Raw genomic sequence first — 22,455 nt, 5'->3', positions numbered from 1 at the left:
ATATTCGTTTTCATTAATCAGAATCTGACCCTGATTGATTTGCTTGGCATTGATGTTGCAATGCACTAAGCTTCGCGTCCCGCGCAATTTTTGCCACGCCCTTGTCCAGAAAAGGAAGCGCCATGACCACGGCAGCCGAACAGCAGCAACTCCAGCAACAGGGTCTGTACGACCCGGCCAACGAACACGATGCCTGCGGTGTCGGCTTCGTGGCCCACATCAAGGGCGAGAAGCGCCACGACATCGTGACCCAGGCGCTGAAGATCCTGGAAAACATCGACCACCGTGGCGCTGTGGGTGCCGATGCCCTGATGGGCGACGGCGCCGGCATCCTGATCCAGCTGCCCGACGCGCTCTACCGCGAAGAAATGGCCAAGCAGGGCGTGACCCTGCCGCCAGCCGGTGAATACGGCGTCGGCATGATCTTCCTGCCCAAGGAGCACGCCAGCCGCCTGGCCTGCGAGCAGGAGATGGAGCGCGCCATCAAGGCCGAAGGCCAGGTGCTGCTGGGCTGGCGCGACGTGCCCGTCAACAAGGACATGCCGATGTCCCCGACGGTGCGCGAGAAAGAGCCGATCATGCGGCAGGTCTTCATCGGCCGCGGCAACGACGTGATCGTGCAGGACGCGCTGGAGCGCAAGCTGTATGTGATCCGCAAGACCGCCAGCGCCCACATCCAGGCGCTCAAGCTCAAGCACAGCAAGGAATACTACGTTCCCAGCATGAGCAGCCGCACGGTGGTCTACAAGGGCCTGCTGCTGGCCGACCAGGTAGGCACCTACTTCCTGGACCTGCAGGACCCGCGCTGCGTCTCGGCCCTGGGCCTGGTGCACCAGCGCTTCTCGACCAATACCTTCCCCGAGTGGCCGCTGGCCCACCCCTACCGCTACGTGGCGCACAACGGTGAAATCAACACCGTCAAGGGCAACTACAACTGGATGAAGGCGCGCGAGGGCGTGATGTCTTCGCCGGTGCTGGGCGCCGACCTGCAGAAGCTCTACCCGATCAGCTTTGCGGGCCAGTCCGACACCGCCACGTTCGACAACTGCCTCGAACTGCTGACCATGGCCGGCTACCCGATCAGCCAGGCCGTGATGATGATGATTCCCGAGCCCTGGGAACAGCACACCATGATGGACCCGCGTCGCCGCGCGTTCTACGAGTACCACGCCGCCATGCTGGAGCCCTGGGACGGCCCGGCTTCCATCGTGTTCACCGACGGCCGACAGATCGGCGCCACGTTGGACCGCAACGGCCTGCGCCCTTCGCGCTACTGCATCACCGACGACGATCTGGTCATCATGGGTTCCGAGTCGGGTGTCCTGCCAATCCCCGAGAACAAGATCGTGCGCAAGTGGCGCCTGCAGCCCGGCAAGATGTTCCTGATTGACCTGGAGCAGGGTCGCATGATCGATGACGAGGAGCTCAAGGCCAACCTCGCCAACAGCAAGCCCTACAAGCAGTGGATCGAGAACCTGCGCATCCGCCTGGACGACGTGGAGCACCCTGTCGCCGGTGAAGACGCGGTCGAGCTGCCCATCGCCAAGACCGAACCACAGTCACAGGGCACCGAGAACGTGTCGCCCGAGCTGCTGGACCAGCAGCAGGCATTCGGCTTCACGCAGGAAGACATCAAGTTCCTGCTCAGCCCCATGGCCGCCAACGGCGAAGAAGGCATCGGCTCCATGGGCAACGACAGCCCGCTGGCCGTGCTCTCGGGCAAGGACAAGCCGCTGTACAACTACTTCAAGCAGCTGTTCGCCCAGGTGACCAACCCGCCGATCGACCCGATCCGCGAAGCGATCGTGATGTCGCTGGTGTCCTTCGTCGGCCCCAAGCCGAACCTGCTGGACATCAACCAGGTCAACCCGCCGATGCGGCTGGAAGTGAGCCAGCCGGTGCTGGACGAGGCCGACATGGCCAAGCTGCGGAACATCGAGTCGGTGACGCAGGGCAAGTTCAAGAGCCAGACCCTGGACATCACCTACCCGGTCAGCTGGGGCAAGGAAGGCGTGGAAGCCAAGCTGGCCTCGCTGTGCGCCGAGGCCGTGGACGCGATCAAGGGTGGCAAGAACATCCTGATCATCAGCGACCGTGGCGTCAGCCGCACTCAGGTCGCCGTGCCGGCGCTGCTGGCGCTGTCGGCCGTGCACCAGCACCTGGTCCGTGAAGGCCTGCGTACCACTGCAGGCCTGGTGGTCGAGACCGGTACCGCGCGCGAAGTGCACCACTTCGCCGTGCTGGCCGGCTATGGCGCTGAGGCGGTGCACCCCTACCTGGCGATGGAAACCCTGCAGGCGATCCACAAGGAGCTGCCGGGCGAACTGAGCGCCGACAAGGCGATCTACAACTACATCAAGGCGATCGGCAAGGGCCTGTCCAAGATCATGTCCAAGATGGGCGTGAGCACGTACATGAGCTACTGCGGCGCCCAGCTGTTCGAGGCCATCGGCCTGAACAGCGAGACCGTGGCGAAGTACTTCACCGGCACCGCCAGCCGCGTGGAAGGCATCGGCGTGTTCGAGATCGCCGAAGAAGCCATCCGCATGCACAAAGGCGCCTTCGGCGACGATCCGGTGCTGGCCAGCATGCTGGAAACCGGCGGCGAATACGCCTGGCGCGCCCGTGGCGAAGAGCACATGTGGACGCCCGACGCGATTGCCAAGCTGCAGCACAGCACGCGCGCCAACAACTGGAACACGTACAAGGAATACGCCCAGATCATCAACGACCAGAGCAAGCGCCACATGACGCTGCGCGGCCTGTTCGAGTTCAAGATCGACCCGTCCAAGGCGATCGCGATCGACGAAGTCGAGTCCGCCAAGGAGATCGTCAAGCGCTTCGCCACTGGCGCCATGTCGCTGGGCTCGATCTCGACCGAGGCGCACGCCACCCTGGCCGTGGCCATGAACCGCATCGGCGGCAAGAGCAACACCGGCGAAGGCGGTGAAGACGCGCTGCGCTACCGCAACGAGCTCAAGGGCATCCCGATCAAGCAGGGCCAGACCATGTCCGACCTGCTGGGCAACATCTTCGAGGTGGACTACCCGCTCGAAGCCGGCGACTCGCTGCGCTCCAAGATCAAGCAGGTCGCTTCCGGCCGCTTCGGTGTCACCGCCGAGTACCTGTCCAGCGCCGACCAGATCCAGATCAAGATGGCCCAGGGCGCCAAGCCCGGTGAGGGTGGCCAGCTGCCCGGCGGCAAGGTCTCGGAATACATCGGCAAGCTGCGCCACAGCGTGCCGGGCGTGGGCCTGATTTCGCCCCCGCCGCACCATGACATCTATTCGATCGAAGACCTGGCCCAGCTGATCCACGACCTGAAGAACGTGGCGCCGCACAGCGACATCAGCGTCAAGCTGGTGTCCGAAGTCGGTGTGGGCACCATCGCCGCCGGCGTCGCCAAGTGCAAGGCCGACCACGTCGTGATCGCCGGGCACGACGGCGGCACCGGCGCCTCGCCGTGGTCGTCGATCAAGCACTGCGGTTCGCCCTGGGAAATCGGCCTGGCCGAAACCCAGCAGACACTGGTGCTCAACCGCCTGCGCAGCCGCATCCGCGTGCAGGCCGACGGCCAGATGAAGACCGGCCGCGACGTGGTCATCGGCGCACTGCTGGGCGCCGACGAGTTCGGCTTCGCCACCGCACCGCTGGTGGTCGAGGGCTGCATCATGATGCGCAAGTGCCACCTGAACACCTGCCCGGTGGGCGTGGCCACGCAGGACCCGGAACTGCGCAAGAAGTTCTCGGGCAAGCCCGAGCATGTCGTCAACTACTTCTTCTTCATTGCCGAAGAAGTGCGCCAGATCATGGCCCAGCTGGGCGTGCGCACCTTCAACGAGCTGATCGGCCGCGCCGACCTGCTGGACATGCGCAAGGGGATCGAGCACTGGAAGGCCAAGGGCCTGGACTTCAGCCGCCTGCTGGCCACGCCGGATGTGCCGGCCGACGTGCCGCGCCTGCACACCCTGACCCAGGACCACGGTCTGGACAAGTCGCTCGACAACGTGCTGATCGCCAAGAGCAAGGCCGCCATCGAGAAGGGCGAGAAGGTCCAGTTCATGGAGCGCGCGCGCAACGTGAATCGCTCCGTCGGCGCCATGCTCTCGGGCGCGGTCACCAAGGTGCATCCCGAAGGCCTGCCGGACGACAGCATCCGCATCCAGCTCGAAGGCACGGGCGGTCAGTCGTTCGGCGCCTTCCTCACCAACGGCATCACGCTCTACCTGATCGGCGACGCCAACGACTACACCGGCAAGGGCCTGTCGGGCGGTCGCGTGGTGGTGCGCCCCAGCATCGACTTCCGCGGCGAATCGACCCGCAACATCATCGTGGGCAACACCGTGATGTACGGTGCCACCTCCGGTGAAGCCTTCTTCAGCGGCGTGGCCGGCGAGCGCTTCGCCGTGCGCCTGTCGGGCGCCACCGCGGTGGTGGAGGGCACGGGTGACCACGGTTGCGAATACATGACCGGCGGCACCGTGCTCGTGCTGGGCAAGACCGGCCGCAACTTCGCCGCCGGCATGAGCGGCGGTATTGCCTACGTCTACGACGAAGACGGCCTGTTCGCGCAGCGTTGCAACACCGCCCAGGTCGCCCTGGAGAAGGTGCTGCCAGCAGCCGAGCAGGAAGCCTCGATCGACAAGGCCGTGTGGCACCGCGACCAGACCGACGAAGCCCAGCTCAAGAAACTGCTGGAAGACCACAACCGCTGGACCGGCAGCAAGCGCGCCCGCGAGCTGCTGGACAACTGGGCCGAGGCGCGTGCCAAGTTCGTGAAGGTGTTCCCGACCGAATACAAGCGCGCCCTGGGTGAAATCCATGCCAAGAAGGCGGCCGTGGCCGCCACGGGCAAGGCCCAGACCAGCGCCAAGAAGCAGGCCGCACCCGCCAAATAAAAACCTATACCCACGCAGGATCACATCATGGGAAAAGTCACCGGCTTCATGGAATTTGAGCGTCTGGAAGAGGGCTACAAGCCCGTTGCCGAACGCCTGAAGCACTACAAGGAATTCGTGGTCGGCCTGGACGACAGCCAGGCCAAGATCCAGGGCGCGCGCTGCATGGACTGCGGCACGCCGTTCTGCAACAACGGCTGCCCGGTCAACAACATCATTCCGGACTTCAACGACCTCGTGTACTCGGGCGACTGGCAGAACGCCATCACCGTGCTGCACAGCACCAACAACTTCCCCGAGTTCACTGGCCGCATCTGCCCCGCACCCTGCGAGGCGGCCTGCACCATCAACGTGAACGGCGACGCGGTGGGCATCAAGTCCATCGAGCACGCGATCATCGACAAGGCCTGGGCCAATGGCTGGGTCAAGCCGCAGCCGGCCAAACACAAGACTGGCAAGAAGGTCGCCGTGGTTGGTTCCGGCCCGGCCGGCCTGGCCGCGGCCCAGCAGCTGGCGCGTGCCGGCCACGACGTGACCGTGTTCGAGAAAAACAGCCGCCTGGGCGGTCTGCTGCGCTACGGCATCCCCGATTTCAAGATGGAGAAGTCGCACATCGACCGCCGCCAGACGCAGATGGAAGCCGAAGGCGTGGTGTTCAAGACCAGCACGCTGATCGGCGCCATGCCCGACGGCAGCAAAGTGACCAACGACGCCAAGACCGTGATCAGCGCGGAAGACCTCAAGGCCCAGTTCGACGCCGTGCTGCTGACCGGCGGTTCCGAGCAGAGCCGCGACCTGCCGGTGCCCGGCCGCGACCTGGACGGCGTGTATTTCGCCATGGAGTTCCTGCCGCAGCAGAACAAGGTCAACGCTGGTGACAAGCTCAAGAACCAGCTGCGCGCCGACGGCAAGCACGTGATCGTCATTGGCGGTGGCGACACCGGCTCCGACTGCGTGGGCACCAGCACCCGCCACGGCGCTGCGAGCGTGACCCAGTTCGAGGTCATGCCCCAGCCGCCCGAGCAGGAAAACAAGCCCCTGGTGTGGCCGTACTGGCCGCTGAAGCTGCGCACCAGCTCCAGCCACGACGAGAGCGCCGAAAAGGGCATCCTGCAGCGCGAGTTCGCCATCTCCACCAAGGAGTTCGTTGGCAAAAACGGCAAGCTGACCGGCCTGAAGACCGTGAACGTCGAGTTCAAGGACGGCAAGATGGTCGAGGTCGCCGGCTCCGAGAAGGAGTACAAGGCCGACCTGGTGCTGCTGGCCATGGGCTTCGTGAACCCGGTCGCGACCGTGCTCGACGCCTTCGGCGTGGACAAGGACGCCCGCGGCAACGCCAAGGCCTCGACCGACTTTACCGGTGGTTACATCACCAATGTGCCCAAGGTTTTTGCCGCCGGTGACATGCGCCGCGGCCAGTCGCTGGTGGTGTGGGCCATCAGAGAGGGGCGCCAGGCTGCGCGCTCGGTCGACGAGTTCCTGATGGGCCAGTCCGACCTGCCTCGCTGACCCGTGGGGGAATGGTTGCGGGTGGGCTGGAGGGTGTCAACGCACATGAGACAATCCCCGGTCAAACTTTCGGCTTCATGAGCGACACCCCCTTCATCGACATTGACCATGTCACCTTCGGCTACGACAGCCGAAGGACCATCCTCAACGACCTCTCCCTGACGTTCGCCCGCGGCAAGATCACTGCCGTGCTGGGCGGGTCCGGCTGTGGCAAGACCACGCTGCTGCGCCTGATCGGTGGCGTGCACGCGGCCACCAGCGGGCGCGTGGTGTTCGACGGCGAGGTGATCGATACGTCCAACAAGGCGCAGCTGTTCCGGCTGCGCCGCCGTCTGGGCATGCTGTTCCAGTTCGGCGCGCTGTTCACCGACCTGAATGTGTTCGACAACGTGGCGTTTCCCCTGCGGGAGATGACCGATCTGCCCGAAGAGCTCATTCGCCACATCGTGCTGATGAAGCTCAATGCCGTGGGTCTGCGTGGTGCGGCCGGCCTGAAGATCAGCGAAGTCTCGGGCGGCATGGCCCGCCGCGTGGCGCTGGCCCGTGCGATCGCACTGGACCCCGAGCTGATCATGTACGACGAGCCGTTTGCCGGCCTCGACCTGGTGTCGATGGGTGTGGCGGCCAAGCTGATCCGTACCCTGACCGATGTGACAGGCGCGACCTCGCTGCTGATTTCTCACGACGTACCGCAGTGCATGGCGATCAGCGACTGGGTGGTGCTGCTGGCGCCGGGCGGCCGTGTGGTGGCGCAGGGCACGCCGGCCGAGCTGATGGCCAGCACCGAACCGGAAGTGCGGCAGTTCGTGCGCGGTGAACCCGACGGTCCGGTCAAGTTCCACTACCCCGCAAAGTCGGTGGCAGAAGATTTCGGCCCGAGGGTGGCTTCATGATCGCGAACTTCCTGCAAGGCATCGGTCAGACCACGCTCGGTGTGCTGGCGCGCTGGGGACATGGCGCGCTGTTTTTCCTGGAGCTGCTGCGGGCCGTGCCTGCCGCGCTGCGCCGCTTCGGGCTGGTCGTCGGCCAGATCCATGCCATCGGCAACCGCTCGCTGGTGATCATCCTGGCTTCCGGCCTGTCGGTTGGCTTCGTGCTGGCCCTGCAGATGTATTACGCCCTGGTGACCTACGGCGCTGCCGAGTCGCTCGGCCTGATCGTCAACCTGGCGCTGGTGCGGGAGCTCGGTCCCGTGGTGGCGGCGCTGCTGTTCGCCGGTCGCGCCGGCACTTCGCTGACCGCCGAGATCGGGCTGATGAAGGCGGGCGAGCAGATTGCCGCCATGGAGCTGATGGCCATCGACCCAAAGGTGCGCGTGCTGGCGCCGCGTTTCCTGGGCGGCATGCTGTCCATGCCCCTTCTGGCGGCGATGTTCTCGACCATCGGCATTCTTGGGGCGTATGTAGTGGCCGTGATGCTGATCGGCGTGGACTCGGGCAACTTCTGGTCCATCATGCAGGACCGTGTCGACGTCTGGCGCGACATCGGCAACGGCATCATCAAATCCTTTGTGTTCGGTGTGATCTGCACAGTTGTCGCCCTTTACCAGGGCTTCGAGACCGAGGCCACGCCGGAAGGGGTGGCTTACGCCACCACCCGCACCGTGGTCACTGCCTCTCTGGGCGTCCTGGCGATGGACTTCATCCTCACCGCCCTGATGTTCTCGACCCCCTGATCCGGGAGAAACCATGAACAAGAAAAGTACGGAAATCCTCGTTGGCCTGTTTGTCGTTCTCGGCGCGCTGTCGCTGCTGTTCCTCGCCCTGAAGGCGGCGAACCTGGGCAGCTTCGCGAGCGGAGGTGATACCTATACCCTCAAGGCACGCTTCGACAACATTGGCGGCCTCAAGGCCCGTGCACCGGTGCGCTCGGCCGGCGTCAACGTCGGTCGCGTGACCAGCGTGACACTGGACCCGCAGACTTTCCTGGGCGTGGTGACGCTGGAAGTCAACAAGGGCGTGAGTTTCCCCAAGGATTCGTCGGCCAAGATCCTGACCGCCGGCTTGCTGGGCGATCAGTACATCGGTATCGAACCGGGCGGCGACGAGAAGAACCTCGCCGCTGGCGACGTCATCACGCAGACCCAGTCGGCCGTGGTGCTGGAAAACCTGATCGGCCAGTTCCTGTTCAACAAGGCCGCCGACGGTGGCGAGAAGAAGCCGCAGTGACGGTGGTGCCCGCCACTGAACGCGCTCACCTGAAGGAACGGTCATGAGACCCGATCGCGGACACATTCTTCGCTGGACGGCGTCCTTGGTGATGACCGGAACGCTCGCGGCGTGTGCCACCGGCCCGGACGCCAATCCGCGCGATCCGCTGGAGCCAATGAACCGCTCGGTGACGCAGTTCAACGATGCTGTCGATGGCGCGCTGCTCAAGCCCGTGGCGACCGTGTACCAGGAGATCACCCCCGATCCGGTCCGCACGGGCGTCAATAACTTCTTTGACAACCTGCGCGACGTCTGGTCGTTCATCAACGCTTCGCTGCAGCTGCGTCCGCGAGAGGCGGCCGAGAACTTCCTGCGCTTCAACGTCAACACCTTCTTTGGCGTGGCCGGCATCTTTGATGTCGCTTCGGAAATGGGGCTGGAGCGCACGCGTCTGGACTTCGGGCAGACGCTGGGCCGCTGGGGCGTGCCTTCGGGTCCCTACCTGGTGTTGCCCATCTTTGGCCCGTCCACGGTGCGCGACGCCGCCGGCTTCAGCATCGAGTCGAGCGGGGACCTGGTGCAGGGCCTGTCCAATGTCCCGACCCGCAATTCGCTGTATGTGCTGCGCGCGGTGGAAACCCGCGCCAACCTGCTGCGTGCCACGACCCTGCTGGAAGGTGCCGCACTCGACAAGTACAGCTTCACCCGCGAGCTCTACCTGCAGCGCCGCGAGAGCCAGATCGAGGACCTGATCGACAAGGGCATCGGCCTCAAAGACGGGTCCGAGTGACCCACAAAACGATACGTCAGAATTACAGACCCGACACATTTGACCGGAACCGGTGCCGTACAGTCCCGGTCCCAAGAGGTACAAGTCCGGCATGGCGCCGGAAGCCGCTTCTGAAAGGAAATCACACATGCAACGCCGCCACTGGATCTTCAGCCTGATCACCGCCGCCGCCGTCCTCGTCAGTCCCCTGGCGATGGCCGAGGCCGAAGCACCCGATGCACTGGTCAAGCGCATCTCCAGCGACGTGCTGGCGTCGGTGAAGGCCGACCCGGCGATCCAGAAGGGTGACATCAGTCGCATCGTCGCCCTGGTGGACGCCAAGATCATGCCGAACGTGAACTTCTCGCGCATGACTTCCATGGCCGTGGGCCGCGCATGGCGCCAGGCCACGCCCGAGCAGCAGAAGCAGCTTCAGGACGAGTTCAAGACCTTGCTGGTGCGCACGTATGCGGGCGCGCTGGGCGAGGTGCGTGACCACACCCTGAGCTTCAAGCCGATGCGCTCCAAGCCCGAGGACACCGAAGTGGTGGTCCGCACCGAGGTGCGCGGCAAGGGCGAGCCGATCCAGCTGGATTACCGCCTGGAGAAGACGCCCGACAGCTGGAAGATCTACGACCTGAACGTTCTCGGTGTCTGGCTGGTGGAAACCTACAAGTCCCAGTTCGCCCAGGAAATCAGCACCAAGGGCATCGACGGCCTGATTGCCAACCTCGCGCAGCGCAACAAGAGCGCCGCCTCGGGCAAGGCCAGCTGAAAGCCTGACATGAGTGCATCCGGTCCCGCCTCCGTGTCCCTGCCCGAACAGCTGACGCTGCCCGAGGCTGCGCAGACCCTTGAACGGTTGCGCCAGGCTCTGTTGGCTCAGGGCGGGACACCGGTGGTGCTGGATGCCGCGCCGCTGAAGGTGTTCGACACCTCGGCGGTGGCGGTGTTGCTGGAGCTGCGCAATGCCGTGCTGACGCAGGGAAAGTCGCTGCAGATCACGGGCATGCCTCAGCGCCTGCAGGCGCTGGTCACCCTGTACGGCGTGGCAGAACTGCTGCCCGCCTGAGGCACACGCCAGCGGCGCCGCGCGCGGCCGCATAAAATCTGGGGTTCACCCGCGGTCAGCAGATGTCCTGCCAGCGTCCGGTGACCTGGCCCGCTTCCGCAATGCCCGCTGTTTCCTTCCAGAACGTCTCCAAGACCTATGCCTCGGCCCGTGGCGAGCTGCAGGCGCTCAAGGGTGTGTCCTTCGACGTCCAGTCCGGGGAGTTCTTCGGCCTGCTCGGCCCCAATGGCGCGGGCAAGACGACGCTGATCAGCGTGCTGGCCGGGCTGGTGCGAGCCAGTGGCGGCCGGGTCATGGTGCAGGGACACGACGTGCAGACCGACTACGCCGCCGCCCGGCGTGCGCTCGGTGTGGTGCCGCAGGAGCTGGTGTTCGATCCGTTCTTCAATGTCCGGGAGGCGCTGCGCTTCCAGTCGGGCTATTTCGGTATCCGCCACAACGACGCCTGGATCGACGAACTGCTGGAGGGCCTGGGGCTGGCCGACAAGGCCAGCGCCAACATGCGCCAGCTCTCGGGTGGCATGAAGCGTCGCGTGCTGGTCGCCCAGGCGCTGGTGCACAAGCCGCCGGTGATCGTGCTGGATGAACCCACCGCCGGGGTTGACGTGGAACTGCGCCAGACGCTCTGGCAGTTCATCAGCCGGCTCAACAAGCAGGGCAGCACGGTGCTGCTGACGACGCACTACCTGGAAGAAGCGGAAGCGCTTTGCGGTCGCCTGGCGATGCTCCAGCGGGGGCAGGTCGTGGCGCTGGAGAAGACCTCCGATCTGCTGAGCCAGGCCTCGTCCAACGTGCTGCGCTTCAAGACCGACCAGGCGCTGCCGCCGGAACTGGCGCGGCAGGCGCGCGTCACCGGTCGCGTGGTGCAGCTGCCGGCGCACAACGCCATCGAGGTCGAGCAGTGGCTGGCCCGCGCGCGCGAAGCCGGGGTCACCGCCGAAGACGTGGAGATCCGCAAGGCCGATCTCGAAGACGTGTTCATCGAAGTCATGGAACGTGCTTCCGGCCAAGCGAAAGAGGCCACCGCATGACCGGCTGGCAGATGCTGTTTTACAAGGAAGTGCTGCGCTTCTGGAAAGTGGGCTTCCAGACCGTGGCGGCGCCGGTGATCACGGCCATTCTGTACATGATGATCTTCGGCCATGTGCTCGAAGGCAGCGCCAAGGTGTACGGGCAGGTGAACTACACCGCGTTCCTCTTGCCGGGTCTGGTGATGATGAGCGTGCTGCAGAACGCGTTCGCCAACAGCAGCTCGTCGCTGATCCAGAGCAAGATCATGGGCAACCTGGTGTTTTTGCTGCTCACGCCGCTGTCGCACAGGGCCTGGTTCGTGGCCTATGTCGGTTCGTCGATCGTGCGGGGGCTGGCCGTGGGTGCGGGCGTGATGGCGGTGACCTGGTGGTATGCACGTCCCGATCTGGTGGCGCCGCTCTGGATCCTCACCTTCGGCTTCATGGGCGCGGCGCTGCTGGGCGCGCTCGGCCTCGTCGCGGGCCTCTGGGCGGAGAAGTTTGACCAGATGGCGGCGTTCCAGAACTTCGTGATCGTGCCCATGACCTTTCTCTCGGGCGTGTTCTATTCCATCCACTCGCTGCCCGCGTTCTGGCAGCAGGTGAGCCACCTCAACCCGTTTTTCTACATGATCGACGGCTTCCGCTACGGATTCTTCGGCGTGAGCGATGTCTCGCCCTGGACGAGCCTGGCCCTGGTGGGTACCGCCCTGGTCGCCGTCAGCGCACTGGCGCTGCACCTGCTGCGCACCGGATACAAGATTCGAAACTGAGAGTGCACCGAACATGACCGCCGAACAACTGCAACAAATCATCGCCTCCGGACTGTCCTGCGAGCATCTTGAGGTCTCGGGCGACGGGCGCCACTGGTCGGCCGTGATCGTCTCGCCCGAATTCGAGGGCAAGCGCCCGATCGCGCGACACCAGCGCGTGTATGCCACGCTGGGCGAGCGCATGAAGACCGACGAGGTGCATGCCTTGTCGATGAAGACTTTCACCCCCGCCGAATGGGCGGCCCAAGCCTGAAACGGACCCTGATTCATGGACAAACTGCGCATCACCGGCGGACGCCCGCTCAACGGCGAGGTGATCATCTCCGGCGCCAAGAATGCGGCCCTGCCCGAGCTCTGTGCCACGCTGCTGACCAGCGATCCGGTGCACCTGAACAACGTGCCACGGCTCCGCGATGTCGCCACCATGCGGCTGCTGCTGGACAACATGGGAGTGCAGACCGAGACCCACGGCGAGCGTGGCGGCATGAGCTTTCAGGCACCGGACTCGCTCAACCCCGAGGCGCCCTATGAACTGGTCAAGACCATGCGCGCGTCGGTGCTGGTGCTGGGCCCGCTGCTGGCCCGCTTCGGCCGCGCCAAGGTGTCGCTGCCGGGCGGCTGCGCCATCGGTTCACGGCCGGTCGACCAGCACATCAAGGGCCTGCAGGCGATGGGCGCCGAGATCGTGGTCGAGCATGGTTACATGGTCGCCCAGCTGCCGGCAGGGCAGAAGCGCCTGAAAGGCGCGCGCATCACGACCGACATGGTCACCGTGACTGGCACCGAGAACTTCCTGATGGCGGCCGCGCTGGCCGAGGGCGAGACGGTGCTGGAGAACGCGGCGCAGGAGCCGGAGATTCCCGACCTGGCCGAGATGCTGATCGCGATGGGTGCAAAGATCGAAGGCCACGGCACCAGCAAGATCCGCATCCAGGGTGTGGAGCGCCTGCACGGCTGCACCCACCAGGTGGTGGCCGACCGCATTGAGGCCGGTACCTTCCTGTGCGCGGTGGCCGCGACCGGTGGTGACGTGGTGCTGCGCCACGGCCGCGCAGAACATCTCGATGCCGTGGTCGACAAGCTGCGCGATGCCGGCGCCCAAATCGAGGCGGGCGACGGTTTCATCCGCGTGCGCGCTTCCGGCCGCATGAAGGCCCAGAGCTTCCGCACCACCGAGTACCCCGGTTTTCCGACCGACATGCAGGCGCAGTTCATGGCGCTCAACTGCATCGCCACCGGTTCGAGCAAGGTCACCGAGACCATCTTCGAGAACCGCTTCATGCACGTCAACGAGCTGGTGCGGCTGGGCGCGCACATCCAGACCGATGGCAAAGTGGCGGTGATCGAGGGCATCGACCGCTTGCAGGGTGCCACTGTGATGGCCACCGACCTGCGCGCGTCGGCGAGCCTGGTGATTGCCGGCCTGGTGGCCGAGGGGGAGACCATCGTCGACCGCATCTACCACCTGGACAGAGGCTACGACCAGATGGAAGCCAAGCTGCGCGGCATCGGCGCGGACATCGAGCGCATCAAATGATCACACTTGCCCTCTCCAAAGGCCGAATCTTCGACGAGACCCTGCCGCTGCTGGCGGCGGCCGGCATCGAGGTGCTGGAAGACCCGGAAACCTCGCGCAAGCTGATCCTACCGACCAACAAGCCGGATGTGCGGGTGGTGCTGGTGCGCGCGACCGACGTGCCGACGTATGTCGAACACGGCGGCGCAGACCTCGGCGTGACCGGCAAGGACACGCTGATCGAACACGGCGGCCAGGGGCTGTACCAGCCGCTGGACCTGCAGATCGCCAAGTGCCGCATGAGTGTGGCGGTACCGGCCGACTTCGACTACGCCTCGGCCGTGAAGCAGGGCTCGCGATTGAAGGTTGCGACCAAGTACACGACGATCGCCCGCGACTTCTTCGCCAGCAAGGGCGTGCACGTGGACCTGATCAAGCTCTACGGCAGCATGGAACTGGCGCCGCTGACCGGCCTGGCCGACGCCATCGTCGATCTCGTGTCGACCGGCAAGACCCTGCAGGCCAACAATCTGGTCGAGGTCGAGCGGATCATGGACATCAGCTCGCGCCTGGTGGTGAACCAGGCCGCACTCAAGCTCAAGCAGGCGGCCATCCGCCCCATCCTCGACGCGTTCTCGCAAGCCATCGCAACCCGCGCTGTTTCCCAATAAGTCCTTTCATCATGAGTCTGTCCGCCAAGCCTGCCCGACTGAACACCGCCTCCTCCGACTTCGAGGCGCAGTTCGCGGCGCGGCTGCATTGGTCCGCCGAGACCGATGGCGCGATCGAGCAGCGGGTGGCCGACATCCTGGCGGATGTGAAGTCGCGCGGCGATGCCGCGGTGCTGGAATACACCGCACGTTTCGACGGTTTGGAGGTCGACAGCCTCAAGGCGCTGGAGCTCACGCAGACCGAGCTCAAGGCGGCCTTCGACGGGTTGCCTGCTGCCCAGCGCGGCGCGCTGGAAGCGGCGGCGCGCCGGGTGCGCAGCTACCACGAAGCGCAGAAGAGGGCGTCCGGCGAAAGCTGGACCTACCGCGACGAGGACGGCACCCTGCTGGGCCAGAAGGTCACGCCGCTGGACCGCGTGGGCATCTATGTGCCCGGCGGCAAGGCAGCGTATCCGTCCAGCGTGCTGATGAATGCCATCCCGGCCCATGTGGCGGGGGTGGGCGAAATCATCATGGTCGTGCCGACGCCCAAGGGTGAGAAAAACCCGCTTGTGCTGGCGGCCGCCTACGTGGCTGGTGTCACGCGCGCATTCACCATCGGTGGCGCGCAGGCCGTGGCCGCGCTGGCCTACGGCACCACCACCGTGCCCAAGGTCGACAAGATCACCGGCCCCGGCAACGCCTACGTCGCCAGTGCCAAGAAGCATGTGTTCGGCGTGGTGGGCATCGACATGATCGCCGGTCCTTCCGAAATTCTGGTGCTGGCCGATGGCACGACGCCGGCCGACTGGGTGGCCATGGACCTGTTCAGCCAGGCCGAACACGACGAACTGGCTCAGAGCATCCTGCTGTGCCCGGACGCGGCCTACATCGACGCGGTACAGGCCGCCATCGACCGCCTGCTGCCCGCCATGCCGCGCGCGGCCATCATCGCCAAGAGCCTGAACGACCGCGGCGCGCTCATCCTCACCCGCGACATGGAAGAAGCCTGCGCCATCAGCAACCGCATCGCGCCCGAGCACCTGGAAGTGTCCAGCCGCGATCCGCATCGCTGGGAGCCGCTGCTGCGGCACGCCGGCGCCATCTTCCTGGGCGCCTTCACCAGCGAAAGCCTGGGCGACTACTGTGCCGGTCCCAACCATGTGCTGCCCACCAGCGGCACGGCCCGTTTTTCTTCCCCGCTGGGGGTGTACGACTTTCAGAAACGCAGCAGCCTGATCGAGGTCAGCGAAGCAGGCGCCCAGCAGCTGGGCACCATCGCCGCTGAGCTGGCCTACGGCGAAGGCCTGCAGGCCCACGCCCGTGCCGCCGAGCTGCGTCTGTCCACCGTGCCACCGATGCGGGCGGCGAAATGAACGCCATGGACACGCCGAATCCGCTGCGGAACATCCGCCAGGACATCCAGTCCATGCACGCCTACGCCATCCAGGACTCGGCCGGCATGGTCAAGCTGGACGCGATGGAAAACCCGTTCTCGCTGCCGCCCGCGCTTCAGAAGGCTTTGGGCGAGCGCCTGGGTGCGGTGGCGATCCACCGCTACCCCGGTGCGCGCATCGAGGATCTCAAGCTGGCGCTGGCCCGCTACGTGGACCTGCCCGAGGGCTGTGCCCTGATGCTGGGCAATGGATCCGACGAGCTGATCTCGCTGCTGGCCATGGCCTGCGACGTGCCGGGCGCGAGCATCCTGGCGCCGCTGCCGGGCTTCGTCATGTACGCCATGAGCGCCCAGTTGCAGGGTCTGACCTTCCACGGCGTGAGCCTGACGGCCGACTTCGAACTCGACGAAGCCGCCATGCTGGCCGCACTGCGCCAGCACCGGCCGACGATCACCTACATCGCCTACCCGAACAATCCGACCGCCAACCTCTGGGACGCGGGCGTGATCCGCCGCCTGATCGCCGAGGCCGCCAGCTTTGGTGGCCTGGTGGTGATGGACGAGGCCTACCAGCCGTTCTCCAGCCGCAGCTGGCTGGACGAGATTCGCGTGAACCCGGCCGCCAACGCCAACGTGCTGCTGATGCGCACCCTGTCCAAGTTCGGTCTGGCCGGGGTCCGACTGGGCTACATGCTCGGCCCGCAGGCGCTGGTGCACGAGGTCGACAAGCTGCGCCCGCCGTACAACGTGAGCGTGCTCAACGCCGAATGCGCACTGTTCGCGCTCGAACACGCCGATGTGTTTGCGCAACAGGCGGCAGAAATTCGCGCTCAACGCGGGCACCTGGTCGATGCGCTGGGTGCCATGCCGGGCGTCAGACCCTTCCCCAGCGAGGCCAATATGGTGCTGGTGCGGTTGCCGGATGCGCAGAAGGCTTTCGATGGCCTGAAGGCGCGCGGCGTGCTGGTCAAGAATGTTTCTAAAATGCATCCATTGCTTGGCAACTGCCTGCGTCTGACGGTCGGCACCCCCGACGAGAACACGCAGATGATCACCGCCCTGCAATCCAGCCTATGACCACCCCTTCCAACGCCACACCTGCCCGCGTGGCAGACGTCCAGCGCGACACGTCCGAGACGCAGATCCGCGTGCACGTCAATCTCGACGGCGCCGGCACGGCCAAGCTGTCCACCGGCATCGGCTTCTTCGACCACATGCTCGACCAGATCGCCCGACACGGGCTGATCGACCTCGAGATCGACGCCAAGGGTGACCTGCACATCGATGGCCACCACACGGTGGAAGACGTGGGCATCACGCTGGGCCAGGCTTTCGCCAAAGCCGTGGGCGACAAGAAGGGCATCCGCCGCTACGGCCACGCCTACGTGCCGCTGGACGAGGCGCTCTCGCGCGTGGTGGTCGATTTTTCGGGCCGTCCGGGCCTGCACATGCGCGTGCCGTTCAAGGCCGGCATGGTCGGCGGCTTCGACACCCAGCTGACCTACGAGTTCTTCCAGGGCTTCGTCAACCATGCTGGCGTGACCTTGCACATCGACAACCTGCACGGCGAGAACGCCCACCACCAGGCCGAAACCGTGTTCAAGGCTTTTGCCCGCGCGCTGCGCATGGCGCTGGAGCGCGACGAACGCCTGGGCGACGTGATTCCCTCGACCAAAGGTTCGCTCTGAATCTTCCTTCCTTCGGGTTCTGATGAAAGCCAAGACAGTCGCCGTGGTGGACTACGGCAGCGGCAATCTGCGTTCCGTGTCGCAGGCCGTCATCCATGCTGCCCGCGACAGCGGTGTCGAGGTCGTCGTGACCTCGCGCGCGCAGGACGTGTTCGATGCAGAGCGGGTGGTGCTGCCCGGGCAGGGCCACATGGCCGACTGCATGAACGAACTGGCGGCCTCCGGTCTCAAGGAGGCGGTGCTCCACGCCGCGGCCCACAAACCGCTGTTCGGCGTCTGTGTCGGCATGCAGATGCTGCTGGACCGCAGCGAAGAGGGGCCGACCGATGGTCTGGGGCTGCTGGCCGGCGAGGTGGTGCGGTTCCAGTTGACGGGCCTTCTTCAGGAAGACGGCAGCCGCTTCAAGGTGCCGCAGATGGGCTGGAACCAGGTGTTCCACGACCTCGGCCGCGGGCAGGCGCACGCTCTGTGGGACGGCATCGCGGACGGCGCCTACTTCTATTTCGTGCACAGCTATTACGCGCGGCCGGCCGATCCGGCCCACGCGGTGGGTGAAACCGACTTCGGCGGCCGCTTTGCGTCGGCCATCGCCCGCGACAACATTTTTGCGACGCAGTTCCACCCCGAGAAGAGCGCCGACCAGGGGCTGGCGCTGTACCGCAATTTCCTCTCCTGGAAACCCTGACTGCCTTTACCCGACGACCATCATGCTGCTGATTCCCGCCATTGACATGAAAGACGGCCAGTGTGTTCGCCTCAAGCAGGGGGACATGGACCAGACCACGGTGTTCGGGGAAGACCCGGCAGCGATGGCGCGCAGCTGGGTCGACAAGGGCGCACGCCGCGTGCACCTGGTGGATCTGAACGGGGCGTTCGCGGGCAAGCCCAAGAACGAGCAGGCCATCCGCGCCGTGCTCAAGGAAGTGGGTTCCGAGGTCGACGTGCAGCTGGGCGGTGGCATCCGCGACCTGGACACCATCGAGCGTTATCTCGATGCCGGCCTGCGCTACGTGATCATCGGTACCGCAGCGGTCAAGAACCCCGGTTTCCTGCAGGACGCCTGCACGGCATTCGGCGGCCACATCATCGTCGGCCTGGACGCGAAGGACGGCAAGGTCGCCACCGACGGCTGGAGCAAGCTCACCGGCCACGAAGTGGTCGATCTGGGCAAGAAGTTCGAGGACTACGGCGTCGAATCCATCATCTACACCGACATCGGCCGCGACGGCATGCTCAGCGGCATCAACATCGAGGCGACCGTCAAGCTGGCGCAGTCGCTGTCGATTCCGGTGATCGCCTCGGGCGGTCTGTCCAACCTCGAAGACATCCGCAAGCTGTGTGCGGTGGAAGACGAAGGTGTCGAGGGTGTGATATGCGGCCGCTCGATCTACAGCGGCGACTTGGACTTCGCGACGGCGCAGGCACTGGCCGACGAACTCAACGGATGACCGCGCCGGGCGCAGACCCCGTGCACCAGCGCGTGCGGCTGCAGGGGCTGGATTGCCATGCTTTGCACCTTCCCGGTGGCGACCGGGTCCTGGTCGCCGAGCACGGCGGACAGGTGCTTTCTTGGGTGGCCCAAGGGCGCGAACGCCTGTATCTGAGTCCCACGGCCGTTCTGGACGGGCATGCGGCCATCCGGGGAGGCATTCCGGTCTGCTGGCCCCAGTTTTCCCTGCGCGGCTCCTTGCCCCGGCACGGCTGGGTGCGTCAGGCACGCTGGAGCTTCATCGCGGCAGATCTGCAAGCGCAGTCGCCGCGCCTGGTGCTGGAGCTTCGCCCTGCCGAACTTCTGCCTGCCGATGCCGGCCCGTGGGCCCACGACTGCCGGCTGGAAGTCACCGTGGCACCCACTCCGGGTCGTCTGGAGGTGACCCTTGCGGTATTCAACATGGGGCAGCAGCCTTTGCCCTTCACCGGCGCGCTGCACACCTACCTGGCACTGTCGGACGCCGAGACAGCGACGGTGACGGGCTGGCCCGATCCCTCGTCCCGGCAGGGCTGGGATTCGATGACGGACACGCCCTGTCGCGTGGAACCTGGCTTGAGCCTGCGCGGCGAGATCGACCGCATCCTTCCCGCCGCTCCCGCAGCGCTGGTGATGACCGACGGAAACCAGGAGCTGACCATCGAGCAGTCCGGCTGGGCCGATACCGTGGTCTGGAATCCTGGCGCCGACAAGTGTGCTGCAATGTCCGACATGCCCAACGGGGACGAGCGCCGCATGGCCTGCATCGAGGCGGCGCAGGCGCTGTCACCGGTGTCGGTGCCTCCCCGTGGCGTCTGGGCCGGTACCCAGCGCCTGAGTCTCGTTCACCCGTCCTGACCCGCCGCCGCATCGCGAATCGCTGCGACAATCCTTCCCATGCTTGCCAAACGCATCATTCCCTGCCTGGACGTGACCGGTGGTCGCGTCGTCAAGGGCGTCAACTTTGTCGAACTGCGCGACGCTGGTGACCCGGTCGAGATCGCCGCCCGCTACAACGAACAGGGCGCCGACGAGCTGACCTTCCTGGACATCACCGCCACCAGCGACGGGCGCGACCTGATCCTGCACATCATCGAGGCCGTGGCTTCGCAGGTATTCATTCCGCTCACCGTCGGCGGCGGTGTGCGCACGGTGGAAGACGTGCGCCGCCTGCTCAACGCCGGCGCCGACAAGACCAGCTTCAATTCGGCCGCCATCGGCAACCCGCAAGTGATCCGTGACGCCTCGGACAAATACGGCTCGCAGTGCATCGTGGTTGCGATCGACGCCAAGCGCCGCCATGGTGACGATGTCGCAGCGCGAGGCGAAGGCTGGGATGTCTACAGCCACGGTGGCCGCAAGAACACCGGACTGGACGCCGTGACCTGGGCGCGGCAGATGGCGGACTTCGGCGCCGGCGAAATCCTCTTGACCAGCATGGACCGCGACGGCACCAAGAGCGGCTTCGATCTGCAGCTCACGCGCGCGATCGCCGATGCGGTGAGCGTGCCGGTGATCGCTTCGGGGGGCGTTGGCAACCTCGACCACCTGGCCGACGGCGTGCAGCAGGGTGGTGCCGACGCCGTGCTGGCGGCCAGCATCTTCCATTACGGCGAATACACCGTGGCGCAGGCCAAGCAGCGCATGGCCGAGCGCGGCATTCCGGTGAGGCTGTGATGGATTGGCTCGAACAGATCCAGTGGGACGCGCAGGGCCTGGTGCCCGTGATCGCGCAGGAAGCGGCCTCCGGCGACGTGCTGATGTTCGCCTGGATGAACCGCGAGGCGCTGCAGAAGACGGCAGAGCTGGGCCGGGCGGTGTATTTCAGCCGCTCGCGCAACAAGCTGTGGTTCAAGGGTGAAGAGTCTGGTCATGTGCAAACGGTGCACGACATCCGCCTGGACTGCGACAACGACGTGGTGCTGCTGAAGGTGACGCAACTCGGACACGAGCCTGGGATTGCCTGCCACACCGGGCGACACAGCTGCTTCTTCCAGAGCCACCAGAACGGTCAGTGGGTGTCGGTCGATCCGGTCCTCAAAGATCCCGAATCCATCTACAAGTGAGCCCAATGTCCGACACCGATTCCCTCGCACGCCTGGCTGCGGTCATCGAAAGCCGCAAGCCGGCCAATGGTGGCGACCCCGAGAAGAGTTATGTCGCCCGCCTGTTGCACAAGGGGCCGGATGCATTCCTCAAGAAGATCGGCGAAGAGGCGACCGAGGCCGTGATGGCCGCGAAGGATTGCGACCATGGTGGTGACGTGCAGAAGTTGGTCAATGAAGTGGCCGACCTGTGGTTCCACAGCATGATTGCGCTGGCCCACTATGGCAAGGCGCCGGCCGATGTGGTGGCCGAACTGTCGCGCCGCGAAGGGCTGAGCGGACTGGAAGAGAAGGCGCTGCGCAAGGCTGTGGCGCGTGAGGCCGAACCGAAGTCCTGAACAGGAGATCCGACATGAGCGACATCATCGACGTGCAGGCGGTCGACCGCGAAAAAGCCGAATCGCTCAAGACGGTCGGCTGGATCAGCTACCTGCTGCATCTGGTCGTGGCAGTGGCGGCAGTGGTCCCGGGCGCCCAGGTGGGAGCCGGTTTGCTGATCGTGGCCCTCATCGTCGATCTGGTGAAAAAGGGTGATGCCGCGGGCACCTGGCAGGCCAGCCATTTCTCCTGGCGCATCCGCAGCGTGATCTGGGCTGCCGTTTTGTACGTGGTGACGATTCCGCTGTGGTTGCTGCTGGTGCTGCCCGGATGGATCGCCTGGGCCATCATTTCCATCTGGTTCCTCTATCGGATCGTGAGGGGCATGGTCCGGATGAATGCCAGCGAGCCGATGCCAGCCTGAATCAAGAATCCTCAAGTCCGACCATGAGCGTCCACGACCCGAACTGCATCTTCTGCAAGATCATTGCCGGCCAGATTCCTTCCCGCAAGGTGTACGAAGACGATGAGCTCTTCGCATTCCACGACATCGATCCGTGGGCGCCGGTGCATTTTCTGATCATCCCCAAGCGCCACATCGCGTCGATGTCGCACCTGACCACGGCCGATGAGGGCTGGATGGGTCGTCTGATGGTGCTGGCGCCGAGGCTGGCACTGGAGCAGGGCTGCAACCCCTATCCCGAAGGGGGCTTTCGCATGGTGTGCAACACCGGTGCCGAAGGGCGGCAGGAAGTCCAGCATCTGCACTGGCATGTGATGGGTGGTCCGCGGCCGTGGGCACGGGGTTGAACCAATCGCGGGGCTTAGAATCCGACCATTGGCGCCAGTCGCTCTTTCACCAATCTGTTTCTGGAGAATTTCATGGGCTCTTTGTCGATTTGGCACTGGCTGATCGTGCTGCTGATCGTTGTGATGGTGTTCGGAACCAAGAAGCTCAAGAACATCGGCTCCGATCTGGGTGGCGCCGTCAAAGGTTTCAAGGACGGTATGAAGGACGGAGGTTCGAGCGCTGACTTGCCGACTGGTCAGGTGGGGCAGGACGTCCGCAGCGACAAGACCACCATCGACGTCGAAGCCAAGCAGAAAAGCTGAAGTCCGGGTGGCGCTGCCTG

Annotated in this window: 25 protein-coding genes; all 25 read left to right on the top strand. The window is 65.2% G+C overall.

Annotation, left to right across the window (positions count from 1 at the left end; genetic code table 11):
* Positions 1-122 precede the first annotated feature (122 nt).
* The 25 genes from ACLIJ1_RS12315 to tatA all read left to right on the top strand — a co-directional run bounded on the left by ACLIJ1_RS12315 (position 123) and on the right by tatA (position 22,435).
* Positions 123-4,898 carry a glutamate synthase-related protein gene (locus ACLIJ1_RS12315; protein WP_411365826.1) on the top strand — a complete coding sequence of 1,592 codons (4,776 nt, stop codon included), beginning with the start codon at positions 123-125 and terminating at the stop codon, positions 4,896-4,898.
* Between the two features lie 27 nt (positions 4,899-4,925).
* Positions 4,926-6,407, top strand: coding sequence for a glutamate synthase subunit beta (locus ACLIJ1_RS12310; protein WP_411365825.1), 1,482 nt, complete (start codon positions 4,926-4,928; stop codon positions 6,405-6,407).
* Positions 6,408-6,484: 77 nt separating this feature from the next.
* Positions 6,485-7,300 carry an ABC transporter ATP-binding protein gene (locus ACLIJ1_RS12305; RefSeq protein WP_411365824.1) on the top strand — a complete coding sequence of 272 codons (816 nt, stop codon included), beginning with the start codon at positions 6,485-6,487 and terminating at the stop codon, positions 7,298-7,300.
* A complete protein-coding gene (mlaE, locus tag ACLIJ1_RS12300; protein WP_411365823.1) occupies positions 7,297-8,082 on the top strand; it encodes a lipid asymmetry maintenance ABC transporter permease subunit MlaE in 786 nt (261 codons plus the stop codon). The genes ACLIJ1_RS12305 and mlaE overlap by 4 nt, the downstream gene beginning before the upstream one ends.
* A 13-nt stretch (positions 8,083-8,095) precedes the next feature.
* Entirely contained in the window at positions 8,096-8,575 is a 480-nt protein-coding gene (gene mlaD / locus ACLIJ1_RS12295; RefSeq protein WP_411365822.1) for an outer membrane lipid asymmetry maintenance protein MlaD, read from the top strand.
* 43 nt (positions 8,576-8,618) lie between these two features.
* Positions 8,619-9,347 (top strand): VacJ family lipoprotein, encoded by a 729-nt coding sequence (locus ACLIJ1_RS12290; RefSeq protein WP_411365821.1) that lies wholly within the window; start codon positions 8,619-8,621, stop codon positions 9,345-9,347.
* A 127-nt stretch (positions 9,348-9,474) separates the two neighbouring features.
* Entirely contained in the window at positions 9,475-10,101 is a 627-nt protein-coding gene (locus ACLIJ1_RS12285) for a phospholipid-binding protein MlaC (RefSeq protein WP_411365820.1), read from the top strand.
* A gap of 9 nt (positions 10,102-10,110) precedes the next feature.
* Positions 10,111-10,398 carry a lipid asymmetry maintenance protein MlaB gene (locus ACLIJ1_RS12280; RefSeq protein ID WP_411365819.1) on the top strand — a complete coding sequence of 96 codons (288 nt, stop codon included), beginning with the start codon at positions 10,111-10,113 and terminating at the stop codon, positions 10,396-10,398.
* A 101-nt stretch (positions 10,399-10,499) separates the two neighbouring features.
* On the top strand, positions 10,500-11,429 hold the full coding sequence (locus ACLIJ1_RS12275; protein WP_411365818.1) for an ABC transporter ATP-binding protein: 930 nt from the start codon (positions 10,500-10,502) through the stop codon (positions 11,427-11,429).
* Positions 11,426-12,181, top strand: a complete 756-nt coding sequence (locus ACLIJ1_RS12270) for an ABC transporter permease (protein WP_411365817.1) — start codon at positions 11,426-11,428, stop codon at positions 12,179-12,181. The genes ACLIJ1_RS12275 and ACLIJ1_RS12270 overlap by 4 nt, the downstream gene beginning before the upstream one ends.
* A 13-nt stretch (positions 12,182-12,194) precedes the next feature.
* Positions 12,195-12,434: a BolA family protein gene (locus tag ACLIJ1_RS12265; protein WP_411365816.1), complete on the top strand. Its 240-nt coding sequence runs from the start codon at positions 12,195-12,197 to the stop codon at positions 12,432-12,434.
* Positions 12,435-12,449: 15 nt separating this feature from the next.
* Positions 12,450-13,718: a UDP-N-acetylglucosamine 1-carboxyvinyltransferase gene (gene murA / locus ACLIJ1_RS12260; RefSeq protein WP_411365815.1), complete on the top strand. Its 1,269-nt coding sequence runs from the start codon at positions 12,450-12,452 to the stop codon at positions 13,716-13,718.
* Positions 13,715-14,368 carry an ATP phosphoribosyltransferase gene (gene hisG, locus ACLIJ1_RS12255; protein WP_411365814.1) on the top strand — a complete coding sequence of 218 codons (654 nt, stop codon included), beginning with the start codon at positions 13,715-13,717 and terminating at the stop codon, positions 14,366-14,368. Before murA ends, hisG begins: the two co-directional genes overlap by 4 nt.
* 11 nt (positions 14,369-14,379) lie before the next feature.
* The gene (hisD, locus tag ACLIJ1_RS12250; protein ID WP_411365813.1) at positions 14,380-15,723 is read left to right on the top strand and encodes a histidinol dehydrogenase; all 1,344 of its coding nucleotides are present in this window, start codon (positions 14,380-14,382) and stop codon (positions 15,721-15,723) included.
* A gap of 5 nt (positions 15,724-15,728) precedes the next feature.
* Positions 15,729-16,820: a histidinol-phosphate transaminase gene (gene hisC / locus ACLIJ1_RS12245; RefSeq protein ID WP_411365812.1), complete on the top strand. Its 1,092-nt coding sequence runs from the start codon at positions 15,729-15,731 to the stop codon at positions 16,818-16,820.
* A complete protein-coding gene (gene hisB, locus ACLIJ1_RS12240; protein WP_411365811.1) occupies positions 16,817-17,431 on the top strand; it encodes an imidazoleglycerol-phosphate dehydratase HisB in 615 nt (204 codons plus the stop codon). The genes hisC and hisB overlap by 4 nt, the downstream gene beginning before the upstream one ends.
* Positions 17,432-17,453: 22 nt before the next feature.
* Positions 17,454-18,116 (top strand): imidazole glycerol phosphate synthase subunit HisH, encoded by a 663-nt coding sequence (gene hisH, locus ACLIJ1_RS12235; RefSeq protein WP_411365810.1) that lies wholly within the window; start codon positions 17,454-17,456, stop codon positions 18,114-18,116.
* A gap of 22 nt (positions 18,117-18,138) precedes the next feature.
* Positions 18,139-18,879 (top strand): 1-(5-phosphoribosyl)-5-[(5-phosphoribosylamino)methylideneamino]imidazole-4-carboxamide isomerase, encoded by a 741-nt coding sequence (hisA, locus tag ACLIJ1_RS12230; RefSeq protein ID WP_411365809.1) that lies wholly within the window; start codon positions 18,139-18,141, stop codon positions 18,877-18,879.
* Positions 18,876-19,757 carry a D-hexose-6-phosphate mutarotase gene (locus ACLIJ1_RS12225; protein ID WP_411365808.1) on the top strand — a complete coding sequence of 294 codons (882 nt, stop codon included), beginning with the start codon at positions 18,876-18,878 and terminating at the stop codon, positions 19,755-19,757. Before hisA ends, ACLIJ1_RS12225 begins: the two co-directional genes overlap by 4 nt.
* Before the next feature lie 39 nt (positions 19,758-19,796).
* Positions 19,797-20,576: an imidazole glycerol phosphate synthase subunit HisF gene (gene hisF, locus ACLIJ1_RS12220; protein ID WP_411365807.1), complete on the top strand. Its 780-nt coding sequence runs from the start codon at positions 19,797-19,799 to the stop codon at positions 20,574-20,576.
* The gene (gene hisI / locus ACLIJ1_RS12215; protein WP_411365806.1) at positions 20,576-20,965 is read left to right on the top strand and encodes a phosphoribosyl-AMP cyclohydrolase; all 390 of its coding nucleotides are present in this window, start codon (positions 20,576-20,578) and stop codon (positions 20,963-20,965) included. Before hisF ends, hisI begins: the two co-directional genes overlap by 1 nt.
* A gap of 5 nt (positions 20,966-20,970) precedes the next feature.
* Positions 20,971-21,342 carry a phosphoribosyl-ATP diphosphatase gene (locus tag ACLIJ1_RS12210; RefSeq protein ID WP_411365805.1) on the top strand — a complete coding sequence of 124 codons (372 nt, stop codon included), beginning with the start codon at positions 20,971-20,973 and terminating at the stop codon, positions 21,340-21,342.
* Between the two features lie 14 nt (positions 21,343-21,356).
* Positions 21,357-21,746: a DUF4870 family protein gene (locus ACLIJ1_RS12205; RefSeq protein WP_411365804.1), complete on the top strand. Its 390-nt coding sequence runs from the start codon at positions 21,357-21,359 to the stop codon at positions 21,744-21,746.
* A gap of 23 nt (positions 21,747-21,769) precedes the next feature.
* On the top strand, positions 21,770-22,132 hold the full coding sequence (locus ACLIJ1_RS12200; protein WP_411365803.1) for a histidine triad nucleotide-binding protein: 363 nt from the start codon (positions 21,770-21,772) through the stop codon (positions 22,130-22,132).
* Positions 22,133-22,204: 72 nt separating this feature from the next.
* Positions 22,205-22,435: a Sec-independent protein translocase subunit TatA gene (gene tatA / locus ACLIJ1_RS12195; RefSeq protein ID WP_411365802.1), complete on the top strand. Its 231-nt coding sequence runs from the start codon at positions 22,205-22,207 to the stop codon at positions 22,433-22,435.
* Positions 22,436-22,455 lie beyond the last annotated feature (20 nt).

The organism is Hydrogenophaga sp. RWCD_12 (assembly GCF_046604225.1).
Taxonomy (GTDB): domain Bacteria; phylum Pseudomonadota; class Gammaproteobacteria; order Burkholderiales; family Burkholderiaceae_C; genus Hydrogenophaga.
The sequence above is the reverse complement of the archived record's forward strand: the minus strand, read 5'-3'. Positions and strand labels throughout refer to the sequence as shown.

What these genes read in the sequence shown, in the direction of transcription:
- ACLIJ1_RS12315 (WP_411365826.1), top strand. Translation starts at nt 123, where the DNA reads ATGACCACGGCAGCCGAACAGCAGCAACTCCAGCAACAGGGTCTGTAC.
- ACLIJ1_RS12310 (WP_411365825.1), top strand. Translation starts at nt 4,926, where the DNA reads ATGGGAAAAGTCACCGGCTTCATGGAATTTGAGCGTCTGGAAGAGGGC.
- ACLIJ1_RS12305 (WP_411365824.1), top strand. Translation starts at nt 6,485, where the DNA reads ATGAGCGACACCCCCTTCATCGACATTGACCATGTCACCTTCGGCTAC.
- mlaE (WP_411365823.1), top strand. Translation starts at nt 7,297, where the DNA reads ATGATCGCGAACTTCCTGCAAGGCATCGGTCAGACCACGCTCGGTGTG.
- mlaD (WP_411365822.1), top strand. Translation starts at nt 8,096, where the DNA reads ATGAACAAGAAAAGTACGGAAATCCTCGTTGGCCTGTTTGTCGTTCTC.
- ACLIJ1_RS12290 (WP_411365821.1), top strand. Translation starts at nt 8,619, where the DNA reads ATGAGACCCGATCGCGGACACATTCTTCGCTGGACGGCGTCCTTGGTG.
- ACLIJ1_RS12285 (WP_411365820.1), top strand. Translation starts at nt 9,475, where the DNA reads ATGCAACGCCGCCACTGGATCTTCAGCCTGATCACCGCCGCCGCCGTC.
- ACLIJ1_RS12280 (WP_411365819.1), top strand. Translation starts at nt 10,111, where the DNA reads ATGAGTGCATCCGGTCCCGCCTCCGTGTCCCTGCCCGAACAGCTGACG.
- ACLIJ1_RS12275 (WP_411365818.1), top strand. Translation starts at nt 10,500, where the DNA reads ATGCCCGCTGTTTCCTTCCAGAACGTCTCCAAGACCTATGCCTCGGCC.
- ACLIJ1_RS12270 (WP_411365817.1), top strand. Translation starts at nt 11,426, where the DNA reads ATGACCGGCTGGCAGATGCTGTTTTACAAGGAAGTGCTGCGCTTCTGG.
- ACLIJ1_RS12265 (WP_411365816.1), top strand. Translation starts at nt 12,195, where the DNA reads ATGACCGCCGAACAACTGCAACAAATCATCGCCTCCGGACTGTCCTGC.
- murA (WP_411365815.1), top strand. Translation starts at nt 12,450, where the DNA reads ATGGACAAACTGCGCATCACCGGCGGACGCCCGCTCAACGGCGAGGTG.
- hisG (WP_411365814.1), top strand. Translation starts at nt 13,715, where the DNA reads ATGATCACACTTGCCCTCTCCAAAGGCCGAATCTTCGACGAGACCCTG.
- hisD (WP_411365813.1), top strand. Translation starts at nt 14,380, where the DNA reads ATGAGTCTGTCCGCCAAGCCTGCCCGACTGAACACCGCCTCCTCCGAC.
- hisC (WP_411365812.1), top strand. Translation starts at nt 15,729, where the DNA reads ATGGACACGCCGAATCCGCTGCGGAACATCCGCCAGGACATCCAGTCC.
- hisB (WP_411365811.1), top strand. Translation starts at nt 16,817, where the DNA reads ATGACCACCCCTTCCAACGCCACACCTGCCCGCGTGGCAGACGTCCAG.
- hisH (WP_411365810.1), top strand. Translation starts at nt 17,454, where the DNA reads ATGAAAGCCAAGACAGTCGCCGTGGTGGACTACGGCAGCGGCAATCTG.
- hisA (WP_411365809.1), top strand. Translation starts at nt 18,139, where the DNA reads ATGCTGCTGATTCCCGCCATTGACATGAAAGACGGCCAGTGTGTTCGC.
- ACLIJ1_RS12225 (WP_411365808.1), top strand. Translation starts at nt 18,876, where the DNA reads ATGACCGCGCCGGGCGCAGACCCCGTGCACCAGCGCGTGCGGCTGCAG.
- hisF (WP_411365807.1), top strand. Translation starts at nt 19,797, where the DNA reads ATGCTTGCCAAACGCATCATTCCCTGCCTGGACGTGACCGGTGGTCGC.
- hisI (WP_411365806.1), top strand. Translation starts at nt 20,576, where the DNA reads ATGGATTGGCTCGAACAGATCCAGTGGGACGCGCAGGGCCTGGTGCCC.
- ACLIJ1_RS12210 (WP_411365805.1), top strand. Translation starts at nt 20,971, where the DNA reads ATGTCCGACACCGATTCCCTCGCACGCCTGGCTGCGGTCATCGAAAGC.
- ACLIJ1_RS12205 (WP_411365804.1), top strand. Translation starts at nt 21,357, where the DNA reads ATGAGCGACATCATCGACGTGCAGGCGGTCGACCGCGAAAAAGCCGAA.
- ACLIJ1_RS12200 (WP_411365803.1), top strand. Translation starts at nt 21,770, where the DNA reads ATGAGCGTCCACGACCCGAACTGCATCTTCTGCAAGATCATTGCCGGC.
- tatA (WP_411365802.1), top strand. Translation starts at nt 22,205, where the DNA reads ATGGGCTCTTTGTCGATTTGGCACTGGCTGATCGTGCTGCTGATCGTT.